This is a genomic window from Nocardioides luti, assembly GCF_014212315.1.
GTDB lineage: Bacteria > Actinomycetota > Actinomycetes > Propionibacteriales > Nocardioidaceae > Nocardioides > Nocardioides luti.
On sequence record NZ_JACKXE010000001.1, the window covers coordinates 1,248,214 to 1,267,919 of the forward strand.

Annotated in this window: 16 protein-coding genes; 6 read left to right on the forward strand and 10 right to left on the reverse strand. The window is 72.3% G+C overall.

What is annotated here, in order from left to right; translation table 11 throughout:
• Positions 1-9: 9 nt before the first annotated feature.
• The 4 genes from H5V45_RS05995 to H5V45_RS06010 form a co-directional block, all read right to left on the reverse strand.
• Positions 10-1,836, reverse strand: coding sequence for an ABC transporter ATP-binding protein (locus H5V45_RS05995; protein WP_185252093.1), 1,827 nt, complete (start codon positions 1,834-1,836; stop codon positions 10-12).
• Complete coding sequence (locus H5V45_RS06000) at positions 1,833-3,602, reverse strand: ABC transporter ATP-binding protein (protein WP_185252094.1); 1,770 nt, start codon at positions 3,600-3,602, stop codon at positions 1,833-1,835. The genes H5V45_RS05995 and H5V45_RS06000 overlap by 4 nt, the downstream gene beginning before the upstream one ends.
• A gap of 78 nt (positions 3,603-3,680) precedes the next feature.
• Positions 3,681-8,585: an NAD-glutamate dehydrogenase domain-containing protein gene (locus H5V45_RS06005; protein WP_185252095.1), complete on the reverse strand. Its 4,905-nt coding sequence runs from the start codon at positions 8,583-8,585 to the stop codon at positions 3,681-3,683.
• A 67-nt stretch (positions 8,586-8,652) separates the two neighbouring features.
• Positions 8,653-9,456: a tryptophan 2,3-dioxygenase family protein gene (locus tag H5V45_RS06010; protein WP_185252096.1), complete on the reverse strand. Its 804-nt coding sequence runs from the start codon at positions 9,454-9,456 to the stop codon at positions 8,653-8,655.
• Positions 9,457-9,539: 83 nt separating this feature from the next.
• Between H5V45_RS06010 and H5V45_RS06015 the strand changes: the two genes are divergently transcribed.
• Both H5V45_RS06015 and H5V45_RS06020 read left to right on the forward strand, forming a co-directional pair.
• Complete coding sequence (locus H5V45_RS06015; protein ID WP_185252097.1) at positions 9,540-10,022, forward strand: DUF2505 domain-containing protein; 483 nt, start codon at positions 9,540-9,542, stop codon at positions 10,020-10,022.
• On the forward strand, positions 10,022-10,510 hold the full coding sequence (locus H5V45_RS06020; protein ID WP_185252098.1) for a DUF2505 domain-containing protein: 489 nt from the start codon (positions 10,022-10,024) through the stop codon (positions 10,508-10,510). The genes H5V45_RS06015 and H5V45_RS06020 overlap by 1 nt, the downstream gene beginning before the upstream one ends.
• Here the strand turns inward: H5V45_RS06020 and H5V45_RS06025 are convergent.
• Entirely contained in the window at positions 10,495-10,653 is a 159-nt protein-coding gene (locus H5V45_RS06025) for a hypothetical protein (RefSeq protein WP_185252099.1), read from the reverse strand. The genes H5V45_RS06020 and H5V45_RS06025 overlap by 16 nt on opposite strands.
• Positions 10,654-10,812: 159 nt before the next feature.
• On the opposite strand from H5V45_RS06025, the gene H5V45_RS06030 reads away from it, so the two are divergent.
• A complete protein-coding gene (locus H5V45_RS06030; protein ID WP_185252100.1) occupies positions 10,813-11,886 on the forward strand; it encodes an alkene reductase in 1,074 nt (357 codons plus the stop codon).
• 90 nt (positions 11,887-11,976) lie between these two features.
• On the opposite strand, the gene pruA is transcribed toward H5V45_RS06030, so the two are convergent.
• Genes pruA through H5V45_RS06045 form a run of 3 tightly spaced genes read right to left on the reverse strand, consistent with a single transcriptional unit; the run spans position 11,977 to position 15,525 of the window.
• A complete protein-coding gene (gene pruA, locus H5V45_RS06035; protein WP_185252101.1) occupies positions 11,977-13,605 on the reverse strand; it encodes an L-glutamate gamma-semialdehyde dehydrogenase in 1,629 nt (542 codons plus the stop codon).
• Positions 13,606-13,660: 55 nt separating this feature from the next.
• Entirely contained in the window at positions 13,661-14,065 is a 405-nt protein-coding gene (locus tag H5V45_RS06040) for a DUF6912 family protein (protein WP_185252102.1), read from the reverse strand.
• Positions 14,062-15,525, reverse strand: coding sequence for a WS/DGAT/MGAT family O-acyltransferase (locus tag H5V45_RS06045; protein ID WP_185252103.1), 1,464 nt, complete (start codon positions 15,523-15,525; stop codon positions 14,062-14,064). Before H5V45_RS06045 ends, H5V45_RS06040 begins: the two co-directional genes overlap by 4 nt.
• Positions 15,526-15,675: 150 nt before the next feature.
• On the opposite strand from H5V45_RS06045, the gene H5V45_RS06050 reads away from it, so the two are divergent.
• Together H5V45_RS06050 and H5V45_RS06055 are read left to right on the forward strand one after the other, a co-directional pair.
• Positions 15,676-16,044, forward strand: coding sequence for a hypothetical protein (locus tag H5V45_RS06050; protein ID WP_185252104.1), 369 nt, complete (start codon positions 15,676-15,678; stop codon positions 16,042-16,044).
• A 1-nt stretch (position 16,045) separates the two neighbouring features.
• Complete coding sequence (locus H5V45_RS06055; RefSeq protein ID WP_185252105.1) at positions 16,046-17,374, forward strand: hypothetical protein; 1,329 nt, start codon at positions 16,046-16,048, stop codon at positions 17,372-17,374.
• On the opposite strand, the gene H5V45_RS06060 is transcribed toward H5V45_RS06055, so the two are convergent.
• Both H5V45_RS06060 and H5V45_RS06065 read right to left on the reverse strand, forming a co-directional pair.
• A complete protein-coding gene (locus H5V45_RS06060) occupies positions 17,337-18,620 on the reverse strand; it encodes a CpaE/TadZ family protein (protein ID WP_185252106.1) in 1,284 nt (427 codons plus the stop codon). The genes H5V45_RS06055 and H5V45_RS06060 overlap by 38 nt on opposite strands.
• Before the next feature lie 4 nt (positions 18,621-18,624).
• Positions 18,625-19,293 carry a hypothetical protein gene (locus H5V45_RS06065; protein ID WP_185252107.1) on the reverse strand — a complete coding sequence of 223 codons (669 nt, stop codon included), beginning with the start codon at positions 19,291-19,293 and terminating at the stop codon, positions 18,625-18,627.
• 100 nt (positions 19,294-19,393) lie between these two features.
• Here H5V45_RS06065 and H5V45_RS06070 point away from each other — a divergent pair, with 100 nt between their 5' ends.
• The gene (locus H5V45_RS06070) at positions 19,394-19,636 is read left to right on the forward strand and encodes a helix-turn-helix domain-containing protein (RefSeq protein ID WP_185252108.1); all 243 of its coding nucleotides are present in this window, start codon (positions 19,394-19,396) and stop codon (positions 19,634-19,636) included.
• The last annotated feature ends 70 nt before the right edge of the window (positions 19,637-19,706 follow it).

The window sequence follows — 19,706 nt, forward strand, 5'->3', positions numbered from 1 at the left end:
CGGCGGCCGTCAGGCCAGGGACTCCAGCCAGGCGTCGTGCAGGTCGGAGTAGCGACCACCACCGCTGGCGACCAGGTCGGCCGGGCTGCCGTCCTCGACGATCCGGCCGTGCTCCATCACCAGCACCCGGTCGGCGATCTCCACGGTGGAGAGCCGGTGGGCGATGATCAGCGCGGTCCGGCCGGCCAGCACGGTGCGCAGCGCGTGCTGGACCAGGCGCTCCGAGGGCGAGTCCAGCGACGAGGTGGCCTCGTCGAGGATCAGCACCGACGGGTCGGCGAGGAACGCCCGGGCGAAGGCGACCAGCTGCCGCTGACCGGCGCTGAGCCGGCCGCCCTGGTTGGCGACGTCGGTCTCGTAGCCGTCCGGCATGGCCGTGATGAAGTCGTGCGCGCCGAGGGCGGTGGTCGCCTCGACGATCTGCTCCATCGTGGCGTCCGGCCGCCCGAAGCGGATGTTGTCGGCGATGGTGCCGGAGAAGAGGTAGTTCTCCTGGGTGACCATGACGACCGAGGTGCGCAGGTCCGTCGAGGTCAGGTCGCGCAGGTCGATGCCGTCGAGCAGGATCCGCCCGCCGTCGGGGTCGTAGAACCGGGTCGACAACTTGGCCAGGGTGGTCTTGCCGGCACCGGTCGTGCCGACCAGCGCCAGCGTCTGCCCGGCCGGGACGGTCAGGTCGAGGTCCGGCAGCACGTCGCGGCCCTCGACGTAGCCGAAGCGGACGTCCTCGAAGCGCAGCTCGCCGTGCGCCTTGGCCAGCGGGGTGGGGCGCTCGGGCTCGGGGACGCTCGCGGGGATCTCGAGCACGCCGGCGAGCTTCTCCAGCGCGGCCGACGCTGACTGGAAGGTGTTGTAGAACTGCGAGATCTCCATCATCGGCTCGAAGAACTGCCGGAGGTAGAGCAGGAACGCCGCGAGCACGCCGACGGTCACGTCGCCGTGGTAGGCCCGGTAGGCGCCGTAGAGCAGCACCACCGCGATCGTGACGTTGCCGATCAGCCGGATGCCCGGCATGAACCACGCGACCAGCCGGAAGGCGACCAGGTTGGCGGCGCGGTACTGGTCGTTGACGTCGTCGAAGATCTCCTGGTTGCGACCCTCGCGGCGGAAGGCCTGGACCGCGCGGATCCCGCCCATCGACTCGACGAAGTGCACGATCACCAGCGCGACCTTCTCGCGGGTGACGCGGTAGCTCTTCGAGGACTCCTTGCGGAACCAGTTGGTCAGCCAGGCGAGCACCGGGCCGCACAGCAGCGCGACCAGGCCCAGCTTGAGGTCGAGGAAGAGCAGCAGCCCGGCGGTGCCGAGCAGGGTGAGGGCAGCGGTGACCAGCCCGTCGAAGCCGGTCTCGAGCATCTCGTAGATCGCGTCGACGTCGGAGGTCTGGCGCGAGATCACCCGGCCGGAGGTGTAGCTGTCGTGGAAGGCCGGGCTCAGCACCTGGAAGTGGCGGAAGACCCGGCGCCGGATCGAGAACAGCACGTCCTGGCCGATGCGTCCCGACCGGACGAGGAACAGCTGCCGCGCCACCGCCTGGGTGATCGTGGCCACCAGCATGATGCCGACGACCAGCAGCAGCGGCTCGAGGTTGTCGGACTCGCGGATCGGCGGGATGCCGGTGTCGATCCCCTCCTTGACGAGGTACGGGATCGACAGCCGGGCGGCGTTCTCGACGACCACGATGACGACCAGCACCTGGATGGCGCGCTTGTACGGCGCCAGCAGCTCGCCCAGCAGGCGGCGCGAGCCGCCACCGAGGCGCGCGGCGCTCTCGCGCTCCTCGGCCTCCTCGTCGTCGACCTGTGCGACACCGCGCCAGCCGGTGGACCCGCTCATGCGGACACCTCCTCGGACTCGGTCTCGGCGGCGAGGAGGGAGCGGTACTCGGGCACCGTCGCCAGCAGCTCGCGATGGTCGCCGACGTGGGTGATCGTGCCGTCCTGGAGCAGGGCGACCCGGTCGGCGAGCAGCACGGTCGACGCGCGGTGCGCGACGACCAGCCCGGTGGTGGCCGACAGCACCCGCTGCAGCGCCTCCTCGACGAGCTTCTCGGTGTGCACGTCGAGCGCGGAGAGCGTGTCGTCGAGGACCAGGACCCGCGGCTGCGCCAGCACGGCGCGCGCCAGGGCGAGCCGTTGGCGCTGGCCGCCGGACAGGGCCATGCCCTGCTCGCCGATCCGGGTGTCGAGCCCCCAGGGCAGGTCGTGCACGAAGCCGGCCTGGCTCACCTCGAGCGCCTCGGCGATCTCGGCCTCGGTGGCGTCGGCGCGGCCGAGGGTGAGGTTCTCCCGGGCGGACATCGAGAACAGCGTCGGGTCCTCGAAGGCCGTCGCGACGAGCTGGCGCAGGTGCGGCAGCTGCAGCTCGCGCACGTCGACGCCGTCGAGGGTGACCCGGCCGCCGGTGACGTCGTACAGCCGCGGGACGAGGGCGGTCAGGATGGTCTTGCCGGAGCCGGTGGCGCCGACCAGCGCGACGGTCTCGCCGGGGCGGACGTCGAGGTTGACGTCGCGCAGCACCGGCTCGTCGAGGGCGTCGGGGAAGGCGAAGTCGACGTGCTCGAAGCGCAGGTGGCCGCGCGGCTGCTCGACCACCCGGGTGCCCGAGACGATGTCGGGCTGGGTGTCGAAGATCTCCAGGATCCGGGCGCTGGCGGTCATCGCCTCCTGGGCCATCGCGAGGATCACGCCGAGCGAGGCGACCGGCCACACGAGCGAGAGCATCAGCGTGATGAAGGCGACCAGCTCGCCGGGGGTGAGCAGGCCCTTGCCGACGCCGATCGCGCCGAGCAGGAGCACCACCACGACGGCGAAGTTCGGGATGACCTCGAGGAAGCTCCAGAACCGCGCGGACAGGCGGACCTTGTCCATGCTGGTGTCGTAGAGCTTGCGGGCGGCGGACTCGTACTGCTGGGCGACGTGCTCGCTGCGACCGAAGGACTTGATCACGCGGATGCCGACGGCGCCCTCCTCGGAGAGCGTCGCGAGGTCGCCCTGCTCGTCCTGCACCCGTCGCGAGACGACGACGTAGGACTTCTCGAAGCGCATCGAGAGCCACACGATGGGGGCGGCCGTCGCCGCGACGACCAGGCCGAGCGGCCAGTACATGTTCAGCAGCACGATCGTGACGACCGTGACCTGGAGGATGTTGATGACCAGGAACAGCAGACCGAAGCCGCTGAACCGGCGGATCGCGGAGAGGTCCGTGGTCGCGCGCGAGAGCAGCTGGCCGGACTGCCACTTGCTGTGGAAGCTCATCGGCAGCTGCTGGAGGCGCTCGTAGAGGTCGTGGCGCATCGCGGTCTCGATGCCGAGCACGGCGTTGGACTGCACCCAGCGGCGCCAGAAGATCAGCACCGCCTCGAGCACCCCGAGCGCCAGGGCGAGCAGCCCGAGCGGCAGCACGGGACCGAGCTCGCGGTCGGTGATCGGGCCGTCGATCAGCGCCTTGGTGACGAGCGGGATCGCGATCGACAGCGCGACGCCTCCGAGGGAGGTGCCGAGCATGATCGCGAGGGCGGGGACGTGGGGCGCGAGGTAGGAGCGCAGCCGCCACAGCGAGTGGACGCCCGCGGGCGGGTCCGAGGCAGGAGTGGTTGACATCGTCATCCACCCTAGGCGGCGGCGCCGACAATCGGTAACCGGTTAACGGCTCCGCGGTGCTTACGCCCGCTCCCCCGCTCAGCCGGTCGCCAGCAGCCCCCGGACCACCCGCAGGCCGACCGACATCCGGGCCAGGTCGGCCGCCTCGTCGGCGCAGATCTCGCGCAGCGTCGTCGTCGCCCGGGTGACCACGACGGCCTCGTCGTCCTCCCACGCGGCGATCCGCGCGGTCGCCGACTCGTCGGCCGACGTGGTGCGCAGCACCTGCGCGGTCAGCTGGACGTGGACGGCGTACAGGTCGTCGCGCAGCGCGGCCCGCGCCATCGTCTGCCAGCGGTCCTCGCGCGGCAGCGCCAGGATCCGGCCGACCAGCGCCGAGAGCCCCAGCCGCTCGCCCAGGGCGAAGTGCAGGCGGGCGACGTCGAGCGGGTCGAGCTCCTCACGGGTGGCGACCTCGATGATGCCGAGGAGCTGGTACGCCGGGGGCAGCACCGCCACGCGGGTCGCGAGGTCCTCGGGCACCGACTCCGCGACGAGCGCGTCGCGGCGGCTCTCGAAGGCGGCTTGCTCGCGGCCGGTCATCACCTCGGGCAGCGCCGCCATCACGCGCTGCACCTGCTCGGAGAAGTAGGCCACCGTGCCGTGGGTGTCGAGCGGCGGTCGGCGGTTCGTGACCAGCCAGCGCGAGGCGCGCTCCACGAGCGTGCGCATCTCCACCCGCATCCGGGTCTGCACGGCGGCGTCGAGGACGTTGTCGTAGGTCGTGAGCTCCTGGCGCAGCGGCAGCGACGCGAAGATCTCGCGGGCCACGAAGTTCGCCCGGGTGAGCTCGGCGGGCGTCGAGCCGGTCTCCCCCGCGAGCCGCGGCCAGTAGGTCATGCCGGCGCCGTTGACCAGGTCGTTGACGACCTGGGTCACGATGATCTCGCGGCGCAGCGGGTGGGCGGCGATCTGGTCCTCGAAGCCCTCGCGCATCTGGCGGGGGAAGTAGGCGCGCAGGTCGATCGCGAGGTAGGGGTCGTCGGGCAGGTCGGAGGCGAGCAGCTCCTCGGCCAGCACGATCTTGGTCCAGGCCAGCAGCACGCAGAGCTCGGGCAGGGTCAGCCCGTCACCGCGGTCGAGCCGGCGCCGGACCTGGCGCGAGGTCGGCAGCCCCTCGAGCTCGCGGTTGAGGACACCGTCGCGCTCGAGCCGCTTCATCCAGTCCTCGTGCACGTGCAGCAGCGACGGCGCGTGGGCGACCGCGTTGGCGAGGGCGAGGTTCTGCTCGTAGTTGTCGCGCAGCACCAGCGCGCCCACCTCGTCGGTCATCTCCGCGAGGATCCGGTTGCGCTGCTTCTGGGTCAGGTCGCCGTCCTTGACGACCCGGTCGAGCAGGATCTTGATGTTGACCTCGTGGTCGGAGGTGTCCACGCCGGCGGAGTTGTCGATGAAGTCGGTGTTCATCCGGCCGCCGCGCCCGCCGCAGCCGGCCAGGGCGTACTCGATCCGCCCGAGCTGGGTGAAGCCGAGGTTGCCGCCCTCGCCGACGCAGAGCGCCCGCAGGTCGCGCCCGTCGATCCGGATCGTGTCGTTGGCCTTGTCGCCGGCGTCCGCGTGGCTCTCCTCGGTCGCCTTCACGTAGGTGCCGATGCCGCCGTTCCAGAGCAGGTCGACCGGCGCCCGGAGGATCGCCTTCATGAGCTCGGCCGGGGTGAGCGCCGTGACGTCGTCGGCGAGGCCGAGCGCCGCCCGGACCGGGGCGGTGACCGGGATCGACTTCAGGGAGCGCGGGAAGACCCCGCCGCCCTCGGAGATCAGCGCGGCGTCGTAGTCCTGCCAGGACGAGCGGGGCAGCGCGAAGAGGCGCTGGCGCTCGGCGTACGACGTGGCGGCGTCGGGCGTCGGGTCGAGGAAGATGTCGCGGTGGTCGAAGGCGGCCACGAGCCGGGTGTGCTCGGAGCAGAGCAGCCCGTTGCCGAAGACGTCGCCGGACATGTCGCCGATGCCGACCGCGGTGAAGTCCTCGGTCTGGCAGTCGATGCCGCGCTCGCGGAAGTGCCGCTGCACCGAGACCCAGGCGCCGCGGGCGGTGATGCCCATCGCCTTGTGGTCGTAGCCCACCGACCCGCCCGAGGCGAAGGCGTCGCCGAGCCAGAAGCCGTAGTCCTGGGCGACGCCGTTCGCGATGTCGGAGAACGTCGCGGTGCCCTTGTCGGCCGCCACCACGAGGTAGGAGTCGTCGCCGTCGTGGCGCACGACCTGGCGGGGCGGCACGGTCTCGCCCTCGACGAGGTTGTCGGTGATGTCGAGGAGGCCGGAGATGAAGGTCTTGTAGCAGGCGATGCCCTCGGCCAGCCACGCGTCGCGCTGGCCGGGGTCGGGCAGCTGCTTGCAGAAGAACCCGCCCTTCGCGCCCACGGGCACGATCACGGTGTTCTTCACCATCTGCGCCTTGACCAGGCCCAGCACCTCGGTGCGGAAGTCGTCGCGGCGGTCGGACCAGCGCAGGCCGCCTCGGGCGACGGCACCGAAGCGCAGGTGCACGCCCTCGACGCGGGGCGAGTAGACGAAGATCTCGAAGCGCGGCCGCGGCTCGGGCAGGTCGGGGATGACCGAGGGCTCGAGCTTGAAGGACATGTACGGCCGCACGCCGCCGCCGTCGTGCGCGTCGAGCGGCTGGAAGTAGTTGGTCCGCAGGGTCGCCTTGATGTGGGTCAGGTAGGACCGCAGGATCCGGTCGTGGTCGAGGCTGGCGACGTCGTCGAGGGCGCGGGCGATCCGGCCCTCCACCTCCTCCGTGCGGGCGGTCCGGGCCTCGGCGTCGGCCGCCAGCCCGTTGCTGCCCGGGTCGAAGCGCGCCTCGAAGAGCTGCACGAGCAGCCGGGTGATGTCGACGTTGTTGCGCAGCGCGTCCTCGATGTAGTCGAGGGCGAAGGGCGAGTTCCCCTGGCGCATGTACTTCGCGTAGGCGCGCAGCACCGTGGCCTGCCGCCAGGTCAGCCCGGCACCCAGCACGAGCGCGTTGAAGCCGTCGATCTCGTTGAAGCCGTCCCACACCGCGCGGAGCGCGTCCTGGAACAGCTCGCGGGCCTGCGCCGGCAGCGAGCGGCCGTAGCGCAGGCCGAACTCGTAGATGTACGTCGGGCGCTCGAGGCCCTCGAGGCCGTAGGGCCGCTCGTCGACGACCTCGACCCCCATCGACGACAGCATCGGCAGGATCTCCGACAGCGACAGCGCCGGGCCGATCCGGAACACCTTGAGCCGGGCCTCGCCCCGCCCGGCGTCGAGCTGCTCGTAGAGCGAGAGGTCGATGCCCTCGTCGCCCTCGATGCCCTCCAGCCGGCCGAGGTCGAACGCGCCGATGCGGGCGGCGAAGTCCTCCTTGTAGGCCTCGGGGAACGAGTCGAGGTAGCGCCGCCCCAGCGACGTGCCGGCCTCCTCGCCGTACTCCGCCATCACGGCCGAGGTGAAGTCGTCGCGCCAGGAGCGGGACGCCTCGCTGAGGCGGCGCTCGAGGTCCCCGGTGTCGACCTCGGGGATGGTCGCGCCCTTGGCGGGGTGCACGACGAAGTGCACGCGCGCGGTCGTCGACTCGGTCAGCCGCACCGTGAACTCGACGGAGTCGCCGCCCAGGCGCTCCTTGAGGATCTCCGAGAAGCGCTCGCGGACCGCGGTGTTGTAGCGGTCACGGGGCAGGTAGACGAGGACGGAGACGTAGCGGCCGTAGGTGTCGCGGCGGACGAAGACGCGCAACTGACGGCGCTCGCGGGCGTGCATGGCCGCCTCGGCCATCGGCGCCAGCTCGTCGACGCTGGTGTGGAAGAGCTCGTCACGCGGGTAGGTCTCCAGCGTGTCCATCAGCGCCTTGCCGTCGTGGCTCTGCGGGGAGAACCCGATCCGCTTGAGCACCGCCGTGGCCCGCTCGCGCAGTAGCGGGATCCGGGTCAGGGACTCGGTGTAGGCCGCGCTGGAGTAGAGCCCGAGGAAGCGGCGCTCGCCGACGACCTCGCCGTTCTCGAACTTCTTGACGCCGACGTAGTCGAGGTACGCCGGGCGGTGCACCGTCGAGCGGGAGTTGGCCTTCGTCAGCACCAGCAGGGTCTTCTCGCGGGCCTTGGAGCGGGCCAGGTCGGGGAGCCGGCCGGACGTCGACGACATGTCCTGGTCCGCGCGCAGGATGCCCAGGCCGGTGCCGGGGACGCCGCGGAGGTACTCGTCGTCGCCGTCGCGCTCGAGGCGGTACTCGCGGTAGCCGAGGAACGTGAAGTGCTGGTCGCCGAGCCACTCGAGCAGGCCTCGGGCCTGGCGGACCTCGTCGGGGTCGACGGGGAGCGCGGCCCCGTCCGCGCCACCGAGCTCGTCGACGATCGCGTCGACCTCGGCGTGCATCTTGTCCCAGTCCTCGACGGCCTCGCGGACGTCGCGGAGCACCCGCTGGATCGACTCCTCCATCGCGGCGTGGTCGGTGGCCTCGGGCAGCCGGTCGATCTCGACGTGCATCCACGACTCGCGCACGACGGTGCCGTCGGTCTCGGCCAGCGGCTCGCCGTCGGCGACCGGGCGGACCTCCTGCAGGGCGCCGGTGATGTCGCGGACGACGTCGAAGTGCGGGTGGATCACGACGTGCACGTCGCGCAGCTGGCGCGAGAGCTCCATCGTCAGGGAGTCCACCAGGAAGGGCATGTCGTCGGTGACGACCTCGACGACGGAGTGCCCGCCGGCCGACCAGCCCTGCTCGTTCTGCCCGGGCGTCGACACGCGCACCTGGGCCGTGCCCTGCGGCCGCTGGGCCGCGAGCTTCCAGTGCGAGGCGAGGGCGCCGTACACGTCGACCTCGTTGCGGTCGACGACGTCCTCGGGGGCGACGTGGCGGTAGTACGCCTTCAGCAGGCTCCCGACCGCGTCGTGCGGCGGACCTCCCGAGCCCTTGCGGGCGAGGGCCAGGTCGATGGCCTTTGTGAGGAGGGCGGACTTGTCCTGATCCAGCGTCGTCGTTGACACCCTCCGACCCTAGGACCCCGCGTGTGACGCCCACAACACGGGGGCTCGGGGGTCGATCTCGACGCCGTCAGAGCTCCGAGCGCAGGTCCCACAGGAGCGGGTAGTACTGCAGCGGCAGCCGCGAGCGCAGGTAGCCGGCGCCGCTCGAGCCGCCGGTGCCGGACTTCGCGCCGATCATCCGCTCGACCATGACGACGTGCCGCGCGCGCCAGCTGGCGGCGAGCTCGTCGTGCTGCAGCAGCGCCTCGGCCAGGGCCCAGACGACCGCGTGCTGGGAGCGGTCGTGGGCCGCGGTGCGGACCGACGCGGAGATCTCCTCGTCACTGCCGGCGGCCATCCCCTCGGCGCGGAGCACGTGGAGGAAGCCGTCCCACAGCGTCGGCTCCTCGAGGCGGGCACCGAGGCGCGCCTGCTCCGCCTCGGTCAGGCCCTTGAAGCGGTCGACGTACGACGGGTCCTTGGCGCCGGAGAGGAACTCCAGCTCCCGGAACTGCACGGACTGGAAGCCGCTGGCCGGCGCGAGCCGCTGGCGGAACTCCAGGAAGTCCTGCGGGGTCATCGTCTCGAGCACGTCGACCTGCTGGACCAGGACCCGCTCGATCACGTGCACGCGGGCCAGGAGGTGCTGGGCCCACCACAGGCTGCGGCCCTCGATGCGGCCGAGCATCGCGTCACGGGCGGCCCCCACCTCGTGCAGGAGCTGCTTGAACCAGAGCTCGTAGACCTGGTGGATCGTGATGAACAGCAGCTCGTCGTGCGCCGGCGGGTCCGACTCGAGGTGCTGGGAGTCCAGGAGCTGCGGGAGGCGGAGGTAGCTGCCGTAGGTCAGCTGGGCGCCCTGCTCGCCGAACGACACGAAGGTCTCAGTCATGGGGGGACGGTATCGCTGGGTCGTCGCTTCCGGCCGGTGAGCCGCCGTAGCCACGGCCGGACGGCTCGGCCATGATGTGCGCCATGAAGTTCCGACACGAGCTGGCCTACGACGCCGCGCCCGACCAGGTCTTCGAGATGCTGGCCGACCCGGCCTTCCGCGAGGCGGCCTGCGCCGCCCAGGACGTCATCTCCGCGGACGTCTCCGTCGAGCGGTCGGGCGGTGGCTTCACGCTGACCGTCGACCAGCTCCAGAAGACCGACGACCTGCCGTCGTTCGCCCGCACCTTCGCCGGCGAGTCCACCCGCGCCATCCAGCGTGAGGTCTGGGCCGACACCACCGGCGGCACCCTGGACATCGAGGCGCCCGGCAAGCCGTCCTCGATCTCCGGCACGATCACGCTGCGGCCCGAGGGCAGCGGCACCGTCGAGATCGTCGAGCTGGACGTGAAGATCAAGGTCCCCCTCATCGGCGGCAAGCTCGAGAAGCTGCTCGCCGACAAGGTCCGCAGCGGCATGGACGCCGAGCACGGGGTCGGCGTCGCCTACCTGGCAGGAGAGCGCTGATGAGCAAGAGGATCACCCACGAGCTGACCTACGACGCGCCGCTGGCCGACGTCGCCGCGATGCTCGCCGACCCGGCGTTCCGCGAGCAGGTCTGCGACGACCAGCACGTGCTGCGCCACGAGGTGTCGGTGTCCGGCTCCGCCGAGGACGGCGACCTCGAGGTGACGATCGACCAGGTGCAGGCCGCCGACGGCATCCCGTCGTTCGCCAAGAAGTTCGTCGGCGACGAGATCAACATCGTGCAGGTCGAGACCTGGACCTCCCCCGAGGCCGGCGACATCAGCGTCACCATCCCCGGCAAGCCCGGCCAGATGAGCGGCACGGCCGTGCTGGCCGAGTCCGGCGGCACGACGACCGAGACCGTGACGCTGGACATCAAGGTCAACATCCCGCTCGTCGGCGGCAAGATCGAGGGCCTGGTCGCCGACCTGCTGCTCAAGGCGCTGAAGTCCGAGAACCGCACGGGCCGCGCCTACCTGTCGAGCTGACCGTCCCGCGGCTCCTGCGGGGACTCCTCGCCGCGCCGGCGTACCGCCACCACGATCCCGAGCACCACGAACGGCCCGAAGGCCAGCACGTAGACCAGGGCCTGCTCGGCGGGGTGCAGCGCGCCCAGGTGGAGGGGGATCACGGGCCCATCCTCCCGCACGGGGCGGCCGGGGCGCCGACGCTGCTCCCTGCTCCTGCCGGCGGGAGACATGGTTCACATCGCGCCCTGATCCGGAATGGGTACGCACCCGGTCGAGGTTGATCCAGTGTTCAACCACCCCCGACGCGAGGAGCCACGCCCATGCCCGACCTTTTCGACAGCCTCACCGCCCAGTCCTGGGAGCTCCCGAACCGCCTGGTCATGGCGCCCCTGACGCGCAACCGCTCGAAGGGCACCGTCCCCGGTGACCTCGCGGTGGAGTACTACTCCCAGCGCGCCTCCGCCGGCCTCATCATCACCGAGGGCAGCCAGCCCAGCGCCCGCGGCCAGGGCTACCTCGACACCCCCGGCTTCCACTCCCCCGAGCAGCTCGCCGGCTGGAGCCGCGTCGCCGACGCCGTGCACGCCAAGGGCGGCCGGATCGTCGCGCAGCTCATGCACGCGGGCCGGATCTCGCACCCCGACAACACCGGCGGCGAGGAGATCATCGCCCCGAGCCCGATCGCGGCGCCGAACGAGATGGTCACCGCCGAGGGCCCCAAGCCGCACCCGGTCCCCCGCGAGATCGAGACCTCCGAGATCCCCGCGGTCATCGAGGAGTACGTCTCCGCCGCCCGCAACGCGGTCGAGGCCGGCCTGGACGGGGTCGAGGTGCACGCCGCCAACGGCTACCTGATCCACCAGTTCCTCGCGCCCGGCTCCAACGAGCGCACCGACGAGTACGGCGGCTCGCCCGAGAACCGCGCCCGCTTCGCCATCGAGGTGACGAAGGCGGTCGTCGACGCCATCGGCGCCGACCGCGTCGGCATCCGCATCTCGCCCGCGCACAACATCCAGGGCGCCACCGAGCAGGACCCGGCCGACGTCGAGGCGACGTACACCCACCTCGTCGACGCGATCGCGCCGCTCGGCCTGGCCTACCTCTCGATCCTCGCCGACCCGCGCGCCGAGCTGACCCAGCGCCTGCGCAAGGACTTCGGCGGCGTCGTCATCGCCAACGACGGCTTCGGCTCGGTCACGACCCGCGAGTCCGCCCAGGCGATCCTCGACGAGGGCCTCGCGGACGCCGTGGCCGTCGGCCGGCTGTTCATCGCCAACCCCGACCTCCCGGCCCGCTGGGAGCAGGGCGCGGAGCTCAACGAGCCGAACCCCGACACGTTCTACGGCGGCGGCGCCGAGGGCTACACGGACTACCCGTTCCTCAACGCCAGCTGATCCACCCGGCTGACGAGCGTCGTACGCCGAAGCCCCCGCCTGCTCCTGCAGGCGGGGGCTTCGTCGTCGTGCGGGGTGTGCGGGGACAGGTCAGCCCATGTGCGGGTAGCGGTAGTCCTTCGGCGGGACGAAGGTCTCCTTGATCGAGCGCGGGCTGGTCCAGCGGAGCAGGTTCACCGCGGCGCCGGCCTTGTCGTTGGTGCCGGACGCGCGCCCGCCGCCGAAGGGCTGCTGGCCGACGACGGCACCGGTCGGCTTGTCGTTGATGTAGAAGTTGCCGGCCGCGAAGCGCAGCTCCTTGCGGGCCCAGGCGATGGCGCCGCGGTCCTGCGCGATGATCGCGCCGGTCAGGGCGTACGGCGCGAACGACTCCATCTGCGCGACGACCTTCTCGAAGTCGCGGTCCTCGTAGACGTGCACGGCGAGGATCGGGCCGAAGTACTCGGTCGAGAACATCTGGTCGGTCGGGTCGCTGGACTCGACGACGGTCGGGCGGACGAAGTAGCCCACCGAGTCGTCGACCTGGCCGCCCGCGAGCACGGTGAGGTGCTTGTTGCGCTTGGCGCGCGCGATGGCCGCCTTGTGCTTGGCGAAGGCCCGGTCGTCGATGACGGCGCCCATGAAGTTCGACAGGTTGGTGACGTCGCCCATCGTGAGGCCCTCGACCTCGGCCAGGAAGTCGTCGCGCATCTTGTTCCACACCGACCGGGCGACGTACGCCCGCGACGCGGCGGAGCACTTCTGGCCCTGGAACTCGAAGGCGCCCCGGAGCAGGGCGACGCGGGTGACGTCCGGGTCGGCCGACGGGTGCGCGACCACGAAGTCCTTGCCACCGGTCTCGCCGACGATCCGCGGGTAGGAGCGGTAGTTCGCGATGTTCGCGCCGACCTCGCCCCACAGGTGCTGGAAGGTCGGCGTCGACCCGGTGAAGTGGATGCCGGCGAGGTCGGGGCTCGCGAGCGCGACCTTCGAGACCTCGAGGCCGTCGCCCGGGAGCATGTTGATGACGCCCGGCGGCATGCCGGCCTCCTCGAGCAGCTCCATCGTCAGCGACGCCGCGAGCTGCTGGGTGGGCGACGGCTTCCAGATGACCGTGTTGCCCATCAGCGCCGGGGCCGTGGGCAGGTTGCCCGCGATCGCGGTGAAGTTGAACGGCGTGATCGCGTAGACGAAGCCCTCGAGCGGGCGGTGGTCGGTGCGGTTCCAGATGCCGGGGCTGTTCGCGATCGGCTGGTCGGTGAGGATCTGCTTGGCGTAGTGGACGTTGTAGCGCCAGAAGTCGATGAGCTCGCAGGCGCTGTCGATCTCGGCCTGGTAGGCCGTCTTCGACTGGCCGAGCATCGTCGCGGCGTTGATCCGCTGGCGCCAGGGCCCGGCGAGCAGGTCGGCGGCCTTGAGCAGGATCGCGCAGCGCTCGTCGAAGGCCAGCCCGCGCCACTCCGGCGCGGCGTCGGCCGCGGCCTTGAGGGCCGCCTTGGCGTCGGCCTGGGTGGAGTTCTTCAGGACGCCCAGCACGTGCTGGTGGTCGTGCGGCTGCACGACCTTCACCTCCGCACCGCCACCGGCCTTCCGCTTCCCACCGATGTGGGCCTTGAGGTCGTGCTGCGTGCGCTCCAGCTTGTCGATCTCGACGACCAGGGCGTCGCGCTCGGGGCTGCCCGGCGCGTAGGTGAGGTTCGGCTCGTTGGTCGGTGCCGGCGGGAAAGTGATCGCGTCCATGGGCCGACCTTATCCACCGGTCCGGGTCGGGGCCGATTCGGACGAGCGGAGCGGCTCAGTCGAGCAGGTGGCGGATCTCCTGGGTGGCGAACCACGCGAGGTCGTCGTCGTCCGCGGCGTCGTCGGTGGTGTCGACGTGGGCGGAGGCGACGTTCTTCCACGGGACGTCGGCGGCGACGTCGACGAGGGTGGGGTCGTCGCCGGGGACCGGGACCACCGAGGGGACGTCGGCGGCGAGGACGTAGCGGCGCGGGGCGTCCCCGTCGGCGCGCAGGGTGGCCGAGGTGCCGGCGGCGGCCATCAGGGCGGCGTACTCCCAGCCGTCCTCATCCCCGTCGGACCACTCGGCGCGCAGGGCGTCGGTGACGGCGTGGGCGCGGAGCGGGCCGTCCAGGCGGCCGTCGGCGACGAGCGCGCGCAGGGTGGTGGAGGTGAGCGGGACGTAGACGCGCTCGGTCACTTCGGCGCCGCCTTCTTCGCGGCCCGGGGTGCCGCCTTCTTGCGCCCGCGCGGCACCTTGGGCCGGGCGCCGGTGACGGTGTCGAGCAGCTCCTCGAGCGCCTCGCGCAGGCAGGTGCCGAGCACGTCGACGTCCGGCAGCAGCTCGCGGTCGGCGGTGATGCCGTAGTACACGCCGCCGTCGTACGACGTCACGCCGATCGCCAGCGGGTGCCCGGGGTGCAGCGGGTGCACGGGGTAGGTCGCGACCATGCGCGCGCCGGCGGCGTAGAGCGGCGACTGCGGGCCGGGCACGTTGGTGACCGAGAGCTGGTAGCCGCGGCGCAGCTCGGCGGCCGCGACCCGGGCACCGATGGCGTGGAAGGTCGTGGGGGCGAAGCCCGCGATGCCCGCGAGCCGGTTCGCGGCGACGGCCCGGCCGGTGTCCTTGTGCGCCTGGAACGAGTAGGACACCTGGTGCAGGCGCACCACGGGGCTGGCCTCGCCGATCGGGAGGTCCACGAAGTGCGCGGCGATCTGGGTGCCCAGCGAGGTGGCCTCGAGCTCGCGGTCGATGACCGAGATGGGGACCACCGCGTGGATCTGGCGCAGGCCGTACATCGCCTCGCTGCGCGTCATCAGCCACGCGCGGAGCGCGCCGGTGACGGTGGCCAGGATGACGTCGTTGATGGTGCCGCCGTGCCCGGCACGCACCTTGCGGTAGTCCGCGAGGTCGGTGCGGACCGCGACGAAGCGGCGCTGCTGCGACAGCGGCCCGGTGACCGGCGAGGGCCCGGAGCCGCCGCGGCCGGTGAGCGCGCCGACGACGCGGCCGGTGCGCTGGGCGGCCTGGTCGGCACCGCGGAGCACGGCGCCGGTGCGGCTGCGGACGGTGTCCATGAGCGTGGTGTGGTGGGCGACCGAGTCGCGGAGGGCGTCGATCACGAGGCCGCCGGGGCTGACCGGGCGACCGGGCGTCCACTCGTCGCCGCCGAGCTCCTTCGGGGTGGGGCCGACGTCGAGCAGCACCTGGCCGAGGTCGACGGTCTCGACCCCGTCGACGAGCACCTGGTGGGACTTCGAGAGCAGCGCGACCCGGCCCCCCTCGAGACCCTCGACGAAGTACATCTCCCACAGCGGGTGGGCGCGGTCCAGCGGCCGCGACACGATGCGGGCGACCAGCTCGCGGAGCTGGTCGAGGCTGCCCGGCCGGGGCAGCGCCGAGCGACGGACGTGGTAGGTCAGGTCGAAGTGCTCGTCGTCGACCCAGACCGGGTTGGCCAGCCGCCCGGGCACCGACTGGATGCGCTGGCGGTAGCGCGGCACGAAGGAGATCCGGTCACGGATCAGCTCGACGAGCCGGTCGTAGTCGAAGTCGGAGCCGGCGGGGTCGAAGATCTCGACCGTGCAGTTGTGCATGGGCGTCGCAGGGGACTCGGCGGCCAGGAAGGCCAGGTCCCGCGGCCGGAGCCGCTCCGTCATCTGCTGCCCTTTCGTCTCGTGCACCCGGGGTCCCGAGACGCACGGTTGGCACAACGTGGGATTCTGGCAGAGGTGACGGCCCCACCGGGGCCGATCCCACGTGCGACCGACGTGCGCTTGCGCACGCCCCCGACCGTAAAGGATCCCTCCATGCGCCGGCTCATCGCCACCGCGGCCGTCCTGCTCACCGTGCTCGGCACGTCCACCGCCTGCGGGGGTGACGACTCGGGCAGCGGCTCGGGCTCGGGGGGCAGCGGGACGAAGGTCATCACGATCACCGTGAAGGGCGACTCCGTCACGCCCAACGGCGACCGCGTCGAGGTCGCCACCGGGCAGCCGATCGAGCTGAAGGTCACCGCGGACGCCCCCGGCGAGATCCACGTGCACTCCACGCCGGAGCAGGAGTTCGAGTACGACGCCGGCAGCACCACGTTGAAGCTGACGATCGACACCCCGGGCGTCGTCGACATCGAGTCGCACACCCTGGACAAGACGATCGTCCAGCTCGAAGTCAGCTGACGTGTCACCGGACGGGATCACGCTGGCCCACGGGATCGGCGGCGCCAAGGACCTCCCCATCTCGCCCGAGCTGGCGATCGCCGGCGCGAGCGCGGCGCTGGTCGTGTCGTTCACGGTGCTGGCGCTCGCCTGGCGCACGCCGCGGTACGACGCCGCCACCAGCGGGCGCCCGGCGCCGGCGTGGCTGGCCGCGGTGGTGGACTCTGCTGCCTGGCGGATCGGCCTGCGCGTGCTGGGCGTCGTCGTGGCGGCGTACGCCGCGGTGGCGGCGGTGCTCGGCAAGGACCTGCTCACCAACCCGATCTTCGGGATGTTCTACGTCTGGTGGTGGGTCGGCCTGGTGCCGCTCTCGCTGCTGCTCGGCCCGGTCTGGAAGGCGATCAGCCCGGTCCGCACGGTCAACCTGCTCTTCGCGAAGCTGTCCGGCAGCGACCCCGACGACGGGGTCTTCACCTACCCCGAGCGGCTGGGCCACTGGCCGGCCGCCGTCGGGCTGTTCGCCTTCGTGTGGCTGGAGCTGGTCTACCCCTACTCCACCGAGCTCGGGCCGGTGCGCCTGTGGTGCGCGGCGTACGTCGCCCTGATGCTGCTGGGCGGCGCACTGTTCGGCAGCACGTTCTACGCCCGCGCCGACCCCTTCGAGGTCTACTCCAGCCTGGCTGCGAAGATGTCGGTCTGGGGCCGCCGCGACGGCGTGCTCCTGGTGCGCAGCCCGCTGGCCAACCTCGACACGGTCGCCGCCCGCCCGGGCCTGGTGGCCGTCGTCGCGGTGCTGTTCGGCAGCACGGCGTTCGACTCGTTCCGCGACTCGGTGCGCTGGGTGAAGTTCGTCCAGGGCTCCTCGATCTCCACGACCGTGCTCAACAACGTCGCGCTGCTCGCCTTCTGCGTGCTGGTCGGCGGCGTCTTCGCGCTCGGGTGCGTGCTGACGGGGATCGGCGACGACCTGCGGCGCTCCGAGCTGCCCAACCGGCTGGCGCACTCGGTCGTGCCGATCATCATCGGCTACATCGTGGCGCACTACCTGAGCTACCTCGTCGAGGTCGGCCAGCAGACGCTGATCCAGGCGAGCGACCCGCTCAGCGACGGCAGCAACCTGCTCGGCACGGCGGACTGGTCGGTGAGCTACTGGCTGTCCTACCACCCGACCCTGCTCGCGAACACCAAGGTGATCGCGGTGGTGCTGGGTCACGTGCTCGGCGTCGTCGCCGCCCACGACCGGGCGATCCGGATCCTGCCGGCGCGGCACCAGCTCACCGGTCAGCTGCCGCTGCTGTTCGCGATGGTGGCCTTCACCGTGGGTGGGCTCTACCTGCTGTTCGCCGCCTGAGCAGGCCGGGCCGCAGCGCGGAGCCGGGGGCGGGGACCGCGGCCGCCGCCGGAACGAGCGCGTCGACCACGGCCGCGACGGCCCGGCCCACCGGGGTGTCGCCGAGCTCGGGCAGCGTCCGCCCGGCCACCAGGGCGCGGTCCACACTGGCGCGGTCGTCGGGCAGGAAGTGCAGCCCGCCCAGGCGGGCGAAGCCGGCCACCATCCCGGCGATCTCCTTCTCCGACCAGCCCAGGGTCGGGCGCATCCGGTTGACCACCACGTGCACCGGACGGCCGGCGGTGTGGTCGCGCAGCTCGACGAGCGCCCGGGCCAGCCGGGACAGCCCGACCGGGTCGGCGGTGCCGACCACGACCAGCTCGTCGGCGACCTCCAGAGCTCCGAGCGTCATCTGGTTGCGGCCGGGCCGGGACCCGAAGTCCGAGCCCGGGTCCTCCTCGAGGCTGAAGCCGGTGTCGACCACGACGTGCCCCTGCTCCCGGGCCACCTCCAGCACGTGCTCCACCGCCCCGGCGCGGATCTCCACCCACCGGTCGGCCCGGGGCAGGCCGGTGACCACGGTGAGGTGGTCGCCGACACCCCGCTGCACGCTCGCGAACCGGTCGGCCAGCTCGCCGCTCGTCGCCAGCCGGGCGGCCGCGAGCAGCCCCGAGACCTCGTCCATGATCCCCAGCTGCTGGGCCACGGCACCGCCGTACGGGTCGGCGTCGACGAGCACGGTGCGCCACCGGCGCCGGGCCAGCTCGGCCGCGATCCCGGCGGCCAGGGTGGTCCGGCCGGGAGCGCCGGAGGGCCCCCAGACCGCGATCAGCCGTCCGTCGACCACGGGCGCCGGTGCGGGTGGCCCGGGCGGTGGGACCAGGGCCTCGGGCGCCACGGTGTCCGGGTCGTCCTCGACCGCCGTAACGGCGTCGGGGAGGTCGGCCAGCGCGTCCTCGGCCACCAGCGCGGGCACGCCGAGCCGGGCGGCCCGCAGCCGGGCGGCGTCACCGGCCGCCCCGGACGGCACGACGGCGACCGGCCGGACCCGGTGCTTGCGCAGGTGGTCGGTGGCGGCGAGGTCGAGGCCCGGCGCGTCCAGGCCGACGACCGCGACGTCGGCCTGACCGGCGCTGGCCGCGGCGAGCAGGTCGTCCACGTCGACGCACCGCTTGAGCACGACGATCCCGGGGTGGTCGTTGAGCAGCGTGAGCGCCGGGGACTCCCAGCCCGCGCCCGACGCCACGACGAGGACCACCACCGCCATCGCGTCAGCCCCGGCGTACGACGGTGACGACCGGGCTGTCGTAGGACCCGAGCAGCGCGAAGAAGCGGCGGGCGTCGGCGTCGGCGACCGCGAGCACCAGCTGCCGCTTGCCGGTCGCGGCGAAGCCCTCGTCCAGGGCCGGCGCGTCCACGACCGTCACGGCCGCCAGCGCCGGCTCCGACGTGGCACCGCGGCCGGCCTTGCCCCCGGCCGAGGACGGCACGAGGTAGACGTCGACGACCGAGCCGGACTGCACGGAGCCCGGCACCTGCTCGGCGTCCACCGCCAGCGGCACCTGGAGCGTGTCGCTCTCCCCCGCCGTGCCGACCGCGGCGCGCGGCAGCAGCTCGCCGGCGCCGATCCCGCGGGTCAGCTCGAGGTCGGCCGGCAGCTCGTCGTCGACGGTGAAGTAGCCGTCGAGGGCGCCCGCGTCGCCGAAGCGCACCCGGGTCGCGACCAGGTCGTCGGCGCCCACGAGGTCCCCGGCGCCGAGGTCGCCCGCGGCCGCCCAGACCGCGACGGTGTCGTCCGCGGAGCCGACCAGCTTGGCGCCGGCCACGACCGAGACGGCCACGAGCAGGACGCCGACCCACAGCCGGGGGTCCCGCCAGCCGGGCGTGCTCGCCCGCACCGCAGGGGGTGCCGTCGTGGGGGTCCCGGGATTCCTGGCCACGGGGACATCATGCCCAGCACGGCCCGTCCGGTCACCCCCTTCTCCACAGGCCCCGGGGAGGCGTCGCCGGAGCGGGAGGGCGGAGTGGGACGATGGGGGCATGCCCGGAACGCCCCGCTTCCTGACGCTCGCCGACGTCGCCGAGGTCCTCAACACCTCCAGCGCGCAGGTCTACGCGCTGGTCCGGCGCGGCGACCTGGCGGCGATCAAGATCGGCGGGCGCGGCCAGTGGCGCGTCGAGTCGACGCAGCTCGAGGAGTTCATCCAGCGGATGTACGCCGAGACGCGCACGTTCGTGGACGAGCACCCCTACGTCGAGGCCGAGCAGCGGCCCGAGGCCTGATCTCGATACGGGCGCTGCGCGCCCTACTCGATCAACGAGACCGTGGTGCGGGCGCTGCGCGCCCTACTCG